General features: G+C 70.4%; 9 protein-coding genes. 3 read left to right on the top strand and 6 right to left on the bottom strand.

Annotation, left to right across the window (positions count from 1 at the left end):
• Positions 1-24: 24 nt before the first annotated feature.
• The 6 genes from ACIBSV_RS35700 to ACIBSV_RS35675 all read right to left on the bottom strand — a co-directional run bounded on the left by ACIBSV_RS35700 (position 25) and on the right by ACIBSV_RS35675 (position 7,857).
• Positions 25-819 (bottom strand): hypothetical protein, encoded by a 795-nt coding sequence (locus ACIBSV_RS35700; RefSeq protein ID WP_395870580.1) that lies wholly within the window; start codon positions 817-819, stop codon positions 25-27.
• Entirely contained in the window at positions 816-2,027 is a 1,212-nt protein-coding gene (locus ACIBSV_RS35695; protein WP_395870578.1) for a hypothetical protein, read from the bottom strand. Before ACIBSV_RS35695 ends, ACIBSV_RS35700 begins: the two co-directional genes overlap by 4 nt.
• Positions 2,024-3,760, bottom strand: a complete 1,737-nt coding sequence (locus tag ACIBSV_RS35690; protein ID WP_395870576.1) for a WxL protein peptidoglycan domain-containing protein — start codon at positions 3,758-3,760, stop codon at positions 2,024-2,026. Before ACIBSV_RS35690 ends, ACIBSV_RS35695 begins: the two co-directional genes overlap by 4 nt.
• Positions 3,761-4,042: 282 nt before the next feature.
• On the bottom strand, positions 4,043-5,641 hold the full coding sequence (locus tag ACIBSV_RS35685) for a hypothetical protein (protein WP_395870574.1): 1,599 nt from the start codon (positions 5,639-5,641) through the stop codon (positions 4,043-4,045).
• Between the two features lie 343 nt (positions 5,642-5,984).
• Entirely contained in the window at positions 5,985-6,827 is an 843-nt protein-coding gene (locus ACIBSV_RS35680) for a hypothetical protein (protein ID WP_395870572.1), read from the bottom strand.
• Between the two features lie 541 nt (positions 6,828-7,368).
• Positions 7,369-7,857, bottom strand: coding sequence for a hypothetical protein (locus ACIBSV_RS35675; protein WP_395870570.1), 489 nt, complete (start codon positions 7,855-7,857; stop codon positions 7,369-7,371).
• A 527-nt stretch (positions 7,858-8,384) separates the two neighbouring features.
• On the opposite strand from ACIBSV_RS35675, the gene ACIBSV_RS35670 reads away from it, so the two are divergent.
• The 3 genes from ACIBSV_RS35670 to ACIBSV_RS35660 all read left to right on the top strand — a co-directional run bounded on the left by ACIBSV_RS35670 (position 8,385) and on the right by ACIBSV_RS35660 (position 13,981).
• Positions 8,385-9,662 (top strand): hypothetical protein, encoded by a 1,278-nt coding sequence (locus ACIBSV_RS35670; RefSeq protein ID WP_395870568.1) that lies wholly within the window; start codon positions 8,385-8,387, stop codon positions 9,660-9,662.
• A gap of 453 nt (positions 9,663-10,115) precedes the next feature.
• The gene (locus tag ACIBSV_RS35665) at positions 10,116-12,488 is read left to right on the top strand and encodes a hypothetical protein (RefSeq protein WP_395870566.1); all 2,373 of its coding nucleotides are present in this window, start codon (positions 10,116-10,118) and stop codon (positions 12,486-12,488) included.
• Between the two features lie 365 nt (positions 12,489-12,853).
• Positions 12,854-13,981, top strand: coding sequence for a hypothetical protein (locus ACIBSV_RS35660; RefSeq protein ID WP_395870564.1), 1,128 nt, complete (start codon positions 12,854-12,856; stop codon positions 13,979-13,981).
• The last annotated feature ends 34 nt before the right edge of the window (positions 13,982-14,015 follow it).

The raw sequence follows: 14,015 nt of genomic DNA, 5'->3' as shown, positions 1-14,015 counted from the left end.
GCGGGACCCACCCCGTCGTTTCGGTCAGCTGAGCGTGAGCGTCAAGGTCGCCGAGTAGCTCTCGGCCGACGTGTTCCGGTCCGGCAGCCGCAGGGTCAGCTCCGCACCGACGTCGAACTCACCCCCCGTGACACTCGGTGATGACGATGTCGAGCACAGGGTCGCCGTGCGGCTCGACTGCGCCCGGTTACCGGGTTTCGCCGAGCTGGGATACGGGCCGCGTCCCGGGTGTGGCGTGCAGTACGGATCCCAGACGAGGTTGTGTGCCTCGATCCGGGTTCCGTTCTCCGCCCGGAAGTCGGACATCGCGCCGGTGAGGGTCCACCCGTTGCGCGACCCGCGAAAGTCCTGCACGAGCATCGGATTCAGCGCGCCCCTGGCGGTGCCGCTGACCCGATCCACGGTGAGCCGGCTCTGTCCGGTGCTCGGTGTACTGACGGCCAGGACGCCCGGGTTGATGTTGCCGTCCACCCGGGCCGGGGACCGAGGTTGCTCGATCCTGGTGTCCCAGTCCAGGTCTCCCCCGCCGGAGGTGGATCCGCCGCCGTCGCTCCCACCGGAGGTGGACCCGGATCCGCTGCCGGACACCTCCGGGCCGGTCGAATCGTCGCTCGGTGGAGGAGAGTTCGTGGGTTCGCCGGCGCCGGTGGGGGCGGGCCGGAAGGTGCCGCCGCCGCTCGGGCCGGCCTGATCGGTGACGTTGGTGTGCGACGGCCCGAACTCGCCGCCGCCGGGGCCGTAATAGAACCCGAGCACGGTGCCGACCACCGCGGTCGTCGCGATCAGGGCGCCGAGCCCCTTGCCGGGTCGCCTGGTCATCGCTGCGGCCCCCCGGAGTCGCCGGCGCGCGGATGATCGTCCTCGCCCGCCTCGGAACCCGCGTACAGCGGACCGCCGATCACCATCGTCTCGACCATCGAACGGATCGGCCGCTTGCTCAGGTCGACCGGTTCGGCGCCGACTTCGGACGGGCGTCGATTGGCCGTCCTGGGTTCCGACGTACCGTCATCCGCCTTGTCCTCGCCGGACTTGCGGTTCTTGTCACCCCTGGTCAGGCGCGACGGCGGTTCGGCCAGGCCGACTTCGCGCTCGCGCTCGCCGGCACGGCGGGCCCGCTGCTCGCCGATGAGTTCGACGATCCGCAGGAACAGCCGCCACGCCGTCACCGGCACCACGATCACCAGGAGCGCGCCGAAGATGTAGACACCCCACGGACGACCGACCTCCAGGGCCTGTTCGTCCACGACCTGGTTGTCGTACATCACCCGCCAACTGAAGGTGCCGTGCTGACGGGGTTTCAGTTCCACCGGGAGCGAGATCGTGGTGCGCTTGCCCGGCGGGATGACGATGTGCGACTCGTAGTCTTCCCACGTCGGGGCGTAGACCCCTTGGTAGAAGCCGATCCGGAAGGTCGGGTTGATGATGGGCTGCTGACCCATGTTGCCCACCTCGATCCGGAACCGGCGCTGCACGGGCGAGCCGAACCACGTGAAGATCGAGTCCTCGCCGGCCATGTGGCTGTCGATGAAGACGAGTCGACCGGGTGTCTTGACCGTCTGCGGCAGCGGGGCGTACGGCGCTCCGTCGATCTCCAGCGGCACGCTCGCGTCCTTGGCCGGGCCGTTCATGATCACCGCGATCCGGACCACACACGGGCACGGGGACGGCGGGATGGCGGCGGTCAGGGTGATCGCGACGTTGCCGCCCGCGTCCACGGTGCCGCTCGCGGCACTGGCCGCCGCGCAGTTGACCGTGCCGCGCAGGCCGTTCTCCCCGCAGATGCTCGCCTGGAGCAGGGAACCGGGGGTCCAGTCGCCGCCGACGACCGAGACCTTGTCCCCGGCCGCGACCTTGCCCGGGTCGATCGACGCGCTCGGTCCCGCGCCCGGCGCGGGGTCCGCCGCACGCGCGGGCGCCGTGCCGCCGAGGGCAACCAGCCCCAGCAACAGCACGGCGATCAGCGCGAGAGCGGTACCGCGCGTGCGGCCGACCCGAACTGCGTGACTGACCCGGTTGCCCATGATCAACGGCCGACCCCCGCGGAATCGGCGGAGTCCTCGGCGGCCGGCGCGTCCGTGCGAGGGCGCGCCGGCGGCTGCTTGCCCTTCGGGCGCTTGACGGCCTTCTTGGCGGGTGCGGCTTCGGTGGCGGCGCCGGCGGTGGTTTCGGTGGCCGGCTCGGCGGCGGGCTTCGCATCGGGCGCGGCCGGCTCGGACGTGGCGTCCGCGACGTCGGGCACTTCCTCAACGGGCTTGTCCATGGCAGGAGTTTGCTCGGCGGCAACCCCACCCGACACGCCGGCCTCGTCGGCCCGCTTCTCCTCGACGGCGTTGCCGTCCGCCTCGTCGCCCTCGCCCGCCGTGGCCTCGGCCGGCTTCTCCACGGTCGCCGCGGCCTCGGTCGACTCCCCTGCGGTCGACTCCCCCACGGTCGGCTCGGCCTTCGTGCCCTTCTCGATCACGACCGGCTCGGCATCGGCCTCGGCGACCTCGGCCGGCGTCTCGCTCTCCGCCTCGGCCCGCTCGGACTCCCCGGAAGTCTCCGCCGCCACCGCCGCCTTGGCGGGCTCGGCCGGCACCGGCTCCTCGACCGTCGACTCGGTCTCGGTCTCGGGTTCCCCGGCGGTCTCCGCGTGCTCCGCGACGGTCTCGCCGGCGGGCGCGGCCGCAGCCGGGATCGGCGGCAGCACGGTGGTGTCGTCGGTGGGACCGACCGGGCCACCCGGCTTGGCCGGGTCGCCGCCCTTGCCCTTGCGACGGTTGCGCCACAGGCCCCAGCCGACGCCGGCGACCAGCAGGAGCGCGGCCAGGGTGACCAGGCTGGGCCACGGCACGGCCGTGTACGACGCGCTCGCGTCGTCCTTGACGTTCTGGTCCGCGACCTTGCCGTCGACCTTGACCGTGACGTGGTCCAGTCGCGGAGCGTCCTTCCACTCCACGACCTTCTCCACGGTCGAGCCCGGCAGGATCTCGGCGCCCTCCTCGACCTTGCTCATCAGCTTGCGCCCGAACAGCCCCTCGGCCTTCAGATCGAACTTGGGGCGCAGGATCACGTTGCCCCGGTTGATGATGCGGTAGGTGATCTTCGCGTCGCTGGAGCCGAAGAACTGCCCGAAGCCCGCGTCCCGTTCGACCTCGACCTTTTGGATGTCCATCGCCGGCAACGCGTCGCCCTGCACCCGCAGGTAGACCCGGGCGCCGATCTGGCGCTGGATGTTGACCTTGATCTGGCCCTGCTGCTGGGTGCCCTCGATCGCGGTGTTGAGCGCGACCACGGCACCGGGGTGGTCACCGGGGGTCGCGTTCGGCGGGATCACGATGTTGAACGGGACCTGGCGCTTTTCTCCCGGCTGGAGGGTCAGCGTCTGGTTCTCCGGCGCCACCTGGATCCAGGTACCGACGTCCTTCTGCTTGTCGGTGACCGTGCGCAGCGCGAAGCCGCCGTCGCGCGGCGTGTTGTACGCGTCCGCGCCGAACAGCTTCATGGTGAGCGGCGCCTGGCTCGTGTTGTGCACCGTCACCACGTCCGGGACGGTGGTGCCGGCGGCGCCTTCGAGAAAGAAGTAGCGACGAGCGTTCTGGCTCGTGCCGTCGGGCACGTACGGATCGACCGACCACTCGCCGTTGCCCGCGGCCGACGCGGGGGTCGGCGCGACCAGCGTCAGGGACGCGAACAGCGTGGCCAGCACCGCGAACACGGTGGCCAGGGATCGGATACGTCCGCCTTGCCGGCGGCTGTGTGGGGCCGGGGTGCCCGTCATCGGTGTCTCCAGCGAGTCTGTGTGCTGCGGATCGAAAGGGCCGGCTTCGGGAGCGGATCCGAAGGGCCCGCGCTGTGTGCCTGGGTGATGCGGGCGCGGATCGGGCGGGTGCGGTGTGGGCGGGACGGGCCGGCTGCCCGCCCCACCCTCCGCTCTGCGTCGATCCGCAGCGGCCCGCTCCGGCGGACCGTGCGCCACGGATGGTTTTCCGCGGCGCACGAGCCCCCGGTGTCGAGGCCGTTCGAGGTCTCCGCGCCGGACGGGTCCGGTCGGAGATTTCGGTCAGGAGATGGAGAGCGTGAGCGTCGCGCTGTAGTTACCGGGCGCCTGGTAGGCCGGAACCGCCAGGGACAGACCCGCGTCGGCAGCGAACGTGCCACCGGTGACGTCCGCGTTGGGCGCGGATGCCAGCGTGGCGCCGGTCTTGCCGATCGGGCCCGCGCTACCGGCCACCGCCTGGCTCGGCGATCCCTCGCCCGGGGTGACCTTCGGCGTCCAGGAGAACTTGTCCGCCGGGATGGTGCCGCCCGCGCCATTGCCGAAGTCGGTCACCGCACCGGTCAGCGTCCAGCCCGTGGCGCCGCCCCGGTAGTCCTTGACCGTCACCGTGTTCAGCGCGCCGGTCATGTTCTGCTGGGTGCCGTTCAGGGTCACGTCGGAAAGCTTGATCCCGCCGTTCTCCTGAGAGATCGTCAGGGCGCCGCCGGCGATCGTGCCGGTGAGGTCCTGCTTGAGCGAGCCGACCGGCGGTGCGCCGTCGACCGTGAACGGGGCACCCGCGGACAGCGTGCCGCTGGTGTCCTCGGACGCCGCGATCAGCGTGGTGTCGGCCTTGTTGACCTTGACCTTGGCGGTGAACTTGCCGTCGGTGCCCGCCTTCGCCATCACCAGGCCGGGAACGTCCGGCTGCTGGGCGGCGTTGGTCGGGATCACGTACACGTCGGCACCGGGCGTGTAACCCTCACCGTTGACCGTGACCTCGGTGCCGACCGGCCCGTGTGTCGGGTTCAGGGTGAGCTTGCGCGGGTTGCTCGGCACGTCCGCCTTGACCGTCACGTTCGAGGTCTTGGACTTGTCGCCGACGGTGACCTTGAGCTGGTACGAGCCGTCCGCGACGGTCGCGCCGATCGTCGCGGTACCGGCGAGCGCGCCACCGGTGACGGTGAGCGCCCCGGTGACCTTGGTCGCGTCGCACGCGTTGCCGGTCGAGTCGCACAGTTCGACGGTGGGCGTACCGGCCGGCCAGTTCGTACCGGCGACGGTGAGGGAGCCGCCGGGCTTTACCTGTCCGGGTGTGGTGGTCAGGGTCGGGTCGAGCGGCGGGGCTTCGGCGACCTTGTAGGACGCGGCGACTCCGTTGCTGCCGGTCACCTGGCAGGTGGCCGTGGTGATCGGGTCCGGCATGCCTTCCAGGTAGACGTCGAGTGCGAACGTCTTGAGCGTCAGCTCGATCGTGGTTCCCGGCGCGGCCTGGGGAATGGCCAGGTCGGCGGTGAACTCGGGCGGGTTGATCCCCTGTGTGGGACCGATGTCCGCCTGGAACTGCGGTGCGGTCAGCGTTACTTCGCCACCGGTGCTCAACGCGAAGGTGTACTTGCCGACGAAGCCGATGTTGGTGAACGGGTCGTCCGGCCGCAGCGGGTTCTCGCCCGCGTCGATCTTGGCCTGCACGGTGGCCGGCGCGTTGCCGGTGTTCGGCGTGAGCGCGACATCGAACGTCTGCTTACCGGACTTGTTCCAGTTCAGGATCGGCTCGGTGCAGGTCAGGTCCGGATTGACCGAGGCGGCGGACGCCATCGGCGCGCCCGCGACCAGCCCTGCGGTACCCGCGATCATCGCGACGCCAAGCGACGCGACAACCTTCTTGCTGGGTTTGAACATTGTGGTGCTGCTCCCTTCAGGGGGTTACCACCGGTCGCCGGGGGGCGGGGCGGTCGAACACCACACCGGAGCGAGTGCCGAGGAGCGTCGCACTACCGTGGGCCCGGCGCTCCGGTGCCTTGCCTGGGGCGGTCGCCTCGCTCGAGATCCGTTGCACGCGGCCGAGGCGGCCGTCTCACTGTCCGTCGAGCCCGAGCGGGACACGGATCGTGTGCTGCGAATTGAAACCTGTTACAGATTCTGGCGTGCCATTCACGCGCGATCGCGCCGCATAGTCAATAGCCGCCGGCAAGCGGCGCGGTCGGCCTCCCAACAGCGAAGGCCGACCGTCCCCAGCGATCGATCAGGCGTTGCGCGAGGCCCGGACCCGACGGGTGGCGAGCAGTACGCCGCCGATGCCGAGCAGACCGACGGTGCCGCCGAGCAGGCCCATGGAAAGCGCGTCGTCCAGCGGACCGGTCTTGGGCAGCGTGCCCGAACCGGTAGTCGTACCCGACGTGGTGGTCCCCGACGTGGTGGTGGAACCCGACGTCGTGGAACCCGAGGTGGTGGAGCCCGAGGTCGTCGAACCCGAGGTGGTGGAGCCCGAGCTGGTGCTCCCCCCGGTCGTGCTCGCGGCCGGCACGGTCACCGAGTAGGCCACCGGAGGACTGGTGTCGGTGATGGCGCAGGGCACGTTCAGGGTCAGTTCCGGGTTGAGGACCTCGATCTTCAGGGCGAAGCCCTTGGGGAGCAGGTCCACCTTCCCGGATGCCTTCTGCGGCACCGAGACGTTGGCCTGGAACGAGGGCACGTCGATGCCGACGTTGGCCACGAGGTCCAGGGTGGCGGTCGCGCCCACGGCGGTCACCGTCGCGGACCCGCCTTCGTACTTCGCGGTGAACGTGACCGTCGGGGTGATCTTGACCTTGGTGCCCAGCGGCGAGGATGCCGGGCTCACTCCCGGGTCGATGGTCAGCTTGATCGACTTGCCCGCCTCGCCGGTGGCCGGACCGGTGACCGTGAACGGCTGGGGGCCCGTCTTGTCCTCACCCATGGCCGCTCTGACCGTGGGGTCGCTGAAGTCGCATTTCACCGTCGTGTTGACGGGGGCCGCGCCGGCCTGCGGCGCGAACGCGAGCATGCCGCCCGCCATGACGGCGAACGCCGCCAAGCCGCCTGCGGTTCGCTTAATGGGCCTGCCCATACGGTGGTTCTCCCTTCGGGGGGATTTCTTGCTCGTCGAGAAGTCCTGATCGGAACGGCCGGAGCGACGCGCGCTCAGCAGGGCCGGTCCGGCGTGTCGGCCTGCACCGACCCGGCACGCGCCCCGACGCATCGGGTACACGCGGTCGCCACACCCGACTTCCCCCTTTCGAGGCGCGGACCGGGCGGGAAACCGGACCACGCAAGCACCGGTGGGACACGCCTCGCGTTCCCTGGAGGGGGCTTCCCTTGGCGCGTCCGGGAGACATCGAGACTGTTCCAGTACTTGATGTCACGTCAGATCTTCGGGTGACGGTACGACAAGTGGCATGAGCGGACAACAGCGAAAAGCAGAAAATCTGCATCCGTCGGACACGGTTCCATATCGCGCGGACCTGCGAAATCACTGTGTCGACAAGACGGTTGACAGGTCACCACAAACTCGACACGTGTCAAGTACAAGTGATTCCCGAAGGGCCCCACAAACACGGAAACTCCGGACTGATTAGCCCGGAGTTCCGTTCGGCCCGCGTCGATGTCGACTACGAGACGGTCACCGCCGCCGTCTCGGCCAGCGGGATCTGCGCCTGGAGCACTTGCCCGTTGTACACACCGAGGATGCCCATGGACACCCGGTACTCCCCGGGCGCGAGTGGTTCGGTGTCGGACCTCAGGATGGCCGTGCCCGCCGTGGCGGCGGTGAGGCAGTCGACGTACTCCCCACCGATGGACACCCAACCGCCCCCGGCCGCGCGCTTGGACAGGCTGTAGAGGACACCGCACTGCGTCCAGCCGGTCGGCGTCGCACTGTTGAAATCGATGTAGGTCGACGCCTGGAGCGTGCTGCCGACCTTGGCCAGACACGCCGTACCGAGCGTGCCGCCGTCGGGTGCGAACGTCCTGGGTCCGTCACACGTCTGCCAGTTGTCGTTGACACCGGCCGTACCCGCGGACGCGGGAGCGGCGAATCCGACGGTGGCGGCCAACATTCCCGCCGCCACGAGCGCCTTTGCCTGGACCGAAGCACGCATGCTGATTCCTCTTCCCGGGGTGGGTGTCACGGCGCGCGGGAGGGCGCGCCGGGTGGAGCGGCACGTACGGGTCTGCTGGAGCGCGGCAAGCCTGACACGACTTCGGATCGCAAGCCGGCGCACTGCCCGGGTGACACGTGTGCAACCGAAAGTTGGCGTGCTATCACCGTGTGTCGCGGTGGCATGTCCCGTTTCCCGGCGAAAGGTTCCGGTGCGACGTCACCGAACCGGACGGTTTTCGGTCTCATTCGGGCGGAACGATCCGTTCCGCCCGGATGGGCCTTGCCGTGTCGAGATCCGTATGGAACGCGGGTGATCGGCCCGTCGCCGCGACCGTGACACTCGGCCGTGTCGACGACGACGCTGCGTACCCACGCCCCGCGAACCCCGTCACAGCCGCACGGGATCCCTTGACACCACGTCAGGCGAGCGGAATCAATGGGCATTTGGCCCATTTATGGAACACGTTTCAGGCCACCCCGAGATCCCGACGGACCGGGGTCCGACAGGAAGGGAGCGTCCCGCGCATGGTTCCACCCCGCAGGAGGCTGTTCGCGATGCTGGGGGCGGGCGTGCTCGTCGCCGGCGCGGCGGGTCTCACGGCGGTCGCACCCGGGGCCCAGGCGGCGCCCGTGGAGCACGAGGTGAGTTGCCGGCCTCCGCTCCTGGGCGGTCCCGACTTCACCTGGAAGCCGAGGATCGAGCTGTCGGTGTCACCGCCGAGGCAGGGCACGTACAAGGTCGGCGAGGAGGTGACCGTCACCTGGCACTGGGCCACGCCGCCGCGCAACCCGTGGACGTGGACCGGCGTGCTCCCCGATGTCGAGACGCCGAACGCCACGGTCAAGCTCTCCAACGCCCAGGTCGGGGACATCGCGCTCACCGGCCCCGCGAAGCACCCGGGGGTCGGCGGCTCCCAGCCACTCCCGGTCGCGGACCTGACCGGACGGTTCACCATCGCGACGGAGGGGCGGATCGACCTCGCCCCCGGCGCTTACGTGCTCAAGCAGTTCGCGTTTCGGGACTCCCCCTGCACGCCGGTGCACCCGGATCGCCTGCCCGTGTCGGCGAGCATCCAGGTCGGCCTGTCGCAGACGCCGGGCCCATCGGCCGGCGGCGGTTCGGGCAACGGCGGCTCGTCCGGTACCGGAGCGGGCGGCAACACCGGTACGAATCCGGGCGGCACGCCCACCACCGCGCCGCCGACCGGCGGCACCACCGACCCGACCGCGGGCACCGTCGGCGATCCCACGCTCGGCGGAGCGGGCACGACGCCCGGTCCCACCACCGGCGGGACCGTGCCACCCCCGCCGCCGAGCATCCCCGCGCTCCCACCGGCCGCCGCTCAGGTGCCGCAGACGCCGGTGAACGCCGTGGCCGGACCGCTGTTCATGCGCCAGGACCAGGCCGGCGTGACCATGCCGCAGTTCCAACCCAACGGCGACGCACAGCGATTGGAGGGCCGGCTGAACCCGGTGTCCATCGAGGATCGACGCGGCAGCACGCTCGGCTGGACGCTGACCGCCCAGGTCAGCGACTTCGTCGGCCAGGGCGGCGAGATCGTGCCCGCGCAGCGACTCGCGTGGATCCCGGCCTGCACGACCGTCGAGGGCCCGCCCGCCACCGTCGGCACCGGCATCCCCGGCACGGTCGGCGGCAGCGCCGAGGTGTTGTGCCGGCAGAACCCGAGCACCGGCGCCGTCACCGGCGGCGCGTTCGAGGCCAACGCGCTGCTGAGTCTGTCGCTCCCGAACGGCGCGCGCTCCGACACCTATACCGGGAACCTGACGCTCAGTCTGAGCTGAGTCGCCGCACCGAACCGGGACGCCCTCCTCGCCGCGCGCGAGGAGGGCGTCCGCGTGTCACCGGGGCGGATCCCGTGACGGTGGATCGGTGCGTCGGCACGGGGCGCCCGCCGCGTTCGGGCGCCGCGCGCCGGCCGTCCCGACGCCCTTTCCCGCCCGTCGAATCCGCATACAAATCGTTGCCGCCGGATCGCGTTCCGCTGTTGACTTCGCAAACGCCCCCGGGCTCAATGGGAGGCGCTGATTTCTGGAACAGGTTTCATCAGTAGGAACGACCGGGTGACGACAGCGGGGTCGGGTGTCGCCCCGCCGACGTCGAATCGGCGCACGGCACCGAATCGACCGCCCCGCGCCGCGCGGGTCACCGACGGCGGCGGACCGGTCCCGGTGTGGTGTTCGACTGCCCGCTCCCCCGGCGGGCCAGGCAGGCATCCCGAGGAGGGACAGCACCACATGCTCAGACCAAGAACCAGGGAAAGTACTGGGTCCGGATTCCGCAGCAAGCGCATGGCCGGCGTACTCGGTACCGCCCTCGTGGCCGGTGCCCTGGGCGTGGGCGCGGGGGCACAGTCCGCGAACGCGGCTCCTGTGACGTACAACGTGCACTGCGTACCGCCGAGCATCGGTGGCGGTCCGTTCGACTTCGACGCCCAGGTCGACCTCACCGTCGATCCGGTGAAGCCGAGATACAACGTGGGCGACGAGGTCACCGTCTCCTGGACCTGGAAGGACGCGGCGAAGAACCCGTCCTCGGTGACCGTGAACGCGGACGCGGTCAAGCCGCGCGGCAAGGTCCTGGTCACCGGCGCGCAGGGCGGCGAGATCGCCATGGAGGGTCCGCAGAAGAACGCGCAGACCCCCGGTGGCGAGAAGTTGTGGCTGTCGACCATGACCGGCAAGCTCAAGATCACCAAGCCGGGCGAGCTCAACCTCTCTCCCGGCGGCTACACCAGCACCGCGAACATGTTCGGCAGTTGGGACACGCCGTGTACGCCCAACGGCACGCCCGGCGTGGGCACCACGCTCAAGGTCGACGGCGCGGTCAAGGCACCGACGGCGACGTTCGATCGAAACATCGCCCGTCCCGGCTCGACCATCGACGTGACCGGCGAGAACTGGCCGATCGGCGCGAGCGGCGTCACGGTGCAACTGTGCGATCGAGAAGGCAACGCCTGTGCGGCGGAAGGGGCGTCGGGATCCACCCTCACCGTCGACGCCTCCGGAAAGCTGGCGGGCAAGGTCAAGGTGGCGGCGAATGTGCCGGATGCCGTTCGTCAGGTCAGGATCGGCTCGGGCACGGCGTCCGTCCTGGTGCCGATCTCGGTCGCCAAGGACGCGCTGCGGCACTCCGAGCCGGTCAAGTACGGCGTGCGGTACACCCCGGCCTGGGGAAACGGCCCGGTCTTCGACTGGGAGCCCGAGGTCGCGCTCTCGGTGACCCCGGCCAAGCCGTGGTATGAGATCGGTGACGAGGTCACCGTCGAGTGGAAGTGGATCGGCTATCCCCGCAACCCCTCGAGCTGGGTCGTCGCGCTCAAGGACACGGTGACGCCCAGCGGCACCGTCAAGATCTCCGGCGCCCAGACCGGCGACGTGCAGGTCACCGGCCCCAAGGGCAACCCGGCGTCGCAGGGCGGCAAGGTGCTCGAGGTCGGCGACATGAAGGGCAGCCTCAAGATCACCAAGGCGGGTCGGATCGATCTGGCGCCTGCCGGATACGGCCTGAAGGTCATCACCATCTCGTCGAGCGGCGCGCCCACCGGTACTCCGGCGGCCTCGCACTCGATCGCGGTGGGCGCCCCGGCCCAGGCGACCCTGATCGTGGATCGGAACCTGCTCGAGCCGGGCGACGTAGCCAAGCTCTCCGGGGCGAACTGGCCTACCGGCCAGGGCAATCCGCAGATCCAGTTGTGCGCGGAGGACGGTTCGAACTGCACCGGCTCCGGGTTCGGCGCGGGGTCCGGCTCGGTGGCGCAGGGCGGAGCACTCACCGCCCAGGCCACCCTCGGCGCGAACGTCGCGCCGGGCAACTACCTGGTCAAGGTCACCGTCGGGATCACCTCGCTGACCGCGCCGATCACGGTCACCTCGGCGGTCGTACTGCCACGCGCGATCACCGCGACACCGGACAAGGGCCCCTCGGGCACCAAGGCGCACGTGACGGGGAAGAACTTCACCCCCGGCGCGCCCGTCGTGCTGGAGACCCTGGACGGCAACCTCGCGGCGACCGGCGACACGGTCGAGACCACCGCGGTCACGGACGGCACGTTCGCCGTCGATCTGACGGTGACCAAGCCCGGAACCACCCAGATCCGGGCGTCCGAGAAGAGCGACCGCAACAAGATGGCGCTCGCCGCGTTCACCTTCGAGGGTGGCGGCGGTCCCGGCGAGGAGCCGGGCACGCTGTCGATGACCCAGGCCGGAAACGGTGTCGTGCTCGCGGACGTTCCGTTCGCGAACCGGGACCAGACGATGACGGGCAGTCTGAACACGGTCACCGTCACCGACGCCCGCAAGGGCACGCTGGGCTGGCAACTCACCGGCTCCGTCTCGGACCTCAAGGCGGATGGCGGCTTCTCGCTGCCCGCCTCGGCGCTGTCCTGGACGCCTCGGTGTGCCGTGTTGGACCCGAACTCGGCGAGCCCGGTCGTGACGGGGTCCGCGGGTACGGTCAACGGCGGCCTGCTGTGCAGCGCGGCGGCGTCCTCGGACCCGGCGCACAAGACCGGTGGCGTGTTCACGGCGGACGCGGGCCTGTCGCTCGCGATCCCGGCGTACCAGGCGGCCGGCACCTACACGGGAACCCTGACGCTCACCGTCTCCTGACGGCGCCTCAGCCCTGCTCGGGGCGCTCACCGACACCTTCCGAGGTGGCGGTGGGCGCCCCGTTCGCATTCCCGTGGGCCGGCCGCGCGACGTGGCGAACCGGCCGCGCGTCGCAACAAAGTGGAACTTGTTCCACCGCTTCGAAACGACACGTGTCAGTGCAGGTCAGCGCTCTGGCGAAGATGTACTCGCCGGTCACATGGGCCGATCACGGCTCTTGACTTCGTCGGACGAAGGCGCATCAATGTGACCCGTCCCACTTCTGTAACACGTTCCACTTAGCACGCGCATATCCGCCCCCATGCCGCCGACGCGACGCCAACGCCCGCCGCCGGCAAGGAACGCAGGACAGGGAGCAGCACCGGATGAAGCAACGCACCATGCGCCTGGCCGCCGGGCTCGGCGTCGGCACCCTGGCGATCACCGGACTCCTCGCCGGCGCCCCCGCCGCCCTCGCCGGCACCGCGACGCCGACCGTCACGTGTTCGCTGCCGCTCGGCCAGGGCGAGAAGACCGGGCCGATGTCGGTGACCGTGGACGGCCCGACCACCGCCAAGCCCGGCGAGACGATCGACCTCACGATCACCCTCGGCCCGAGCCCGGCCACCAGCCCGGCCGCGCTCAACGGCATCAAGATGACGCCGTCGATCGACTTCGCCCTCTCCGGCGGGGCCACCGGCTCGGTCACCCTGACCGGGGCCCAGACCACGATCGACATCCCGGCGAACACGCCGATCCAGAGCCCGCCGTTCACGGTCAAGCTCCAGGTCCCGGCCACCGCGTCCGGCACGGTCGACCTGACCCCGACCAAGACCACCACCGCCACGGTGACGCCGTACGGCAACTTCACCACGCCGTGCGCGGTCACCGGCGGCTCCGGCGTCGCGCAGAGCATCACCGTGCAGAGCACGCCCGAGACGGCCACCCTCAGCGCGTCCCCGGGCACCGTGGAGGCCGGCAAGGAGACCGTGCTCTCCGGTACCAACTGGACCAAGGGCGGTACCGCCACGCCGTCCCTGTGCGCCGCGGACGGCACCGCGTGCAACCCGGCGGGCATCTCCGCGAACAGCCTGCGGATCGGCGCCGACGGCGTGCTCTCCGGCGGCGTGACGGTCGCCCCCGGCACCGCGGACGGCGCGTACAGCGTGCAGGTCACCGACGGCGCCCGCAGCGCGTCCACGCCGCTGACCGTCAAGAAGGCCGACGTCCCGGTGGTCCAGCGCAAGGTGACGCTGAGCAAGAGCACCGTGCGCCCGTGGACGTTCGTGAAGGTCTCCGGTGAGAACTTCACCCCGAACACGCCGATCGCCCTCGCGGGCGTCGAGGGTGCGAAGCCGACCTTCAACTTCGGCGTCGCGTGGACCGACCGCAACGGCAGGTTCTCCTCGTGGATCCTGGTCACCAGCAAGAAGACCACCGGAATCACGGCGGTCGAGATCGACACGAGCTTCAAGTTCGACAAGCTCGGCATGGCGGGCATCACCGTGAAGTAGCGCACGGCACGCACGCGTCGGCCCCGGTACCCGA

The sequence above is a fragment of the Embleya sp. NPDC050154 genome (assembly GCF_044460165.1).
GTDB lineage: Bacteria > Actinomycetota > Actinomycetes > Streptomycetales > Streptomycetaceae > Embleya.
Note: the sequence above shows the minus strand (reverse complement) of the source record. Positions and strands in the feature narration are given on the sequence as shown.

Coding starts and splice junctions, on each gene's coding strand:
- ACIBSV_RS35660 (WP_395870564.1), top strand. CDS start 12,854: ATGAAGCAACGCACCATGCGCCTGGCCGCCGGGCTCGGCGTCGGCACC.
- ACIBSV_RS35690 (WP_395870576.1), bottom strand. CDS start 3,760: ATGACGGGCACCCCGGCCCCACACAGCCGCCGGCAAGGCGGACGTATC.
- ACIBSV_RS35700 (WP_395870580.1), bottom strand. CDS start 819: ATGACCAGGCGACCCGGCAAGGGGCTCGGCGCCCTGATCGCGACGACC.
- ACIBSV_RS35665 (WP_395870566.1), top strand. CDS start 10,116: ATGCTCAGACCAAGAACCAGGGAAAGTACTGGGTCCGGATTCCGCAGC.
- ACIBSV_RS35675 (WP_395870570.1), bottom strand. CDS start 7,857: ATGCGTGCTTCGGTCCAGGCAAAGGCGCTCGTGGCGGCGGGAATGTTG.
- ACIBSV_RS35685 (WP_395870574.1), bottom strand. CDS start 5,641: ATGTTCAAACCCAGCAAGAAGGTTGTCGCGTCGCTTGGCGTCGCGATG.
- ACIBSV_RS35670 (WP_395870568.1), top strand. CDS start 8,385: ATGGTTCCACCCCGCAGGAGGCTGTTCGCGATGCTGGGGGCGGGCGTG.
- ACIBSV_RS35680 (WP_395870572.1), bottom strand. CDS start 6,827: ATGGGCAGGCCCATTAAGCGAACCGCAGGCGGCTTGGCGGCGTTCGCC.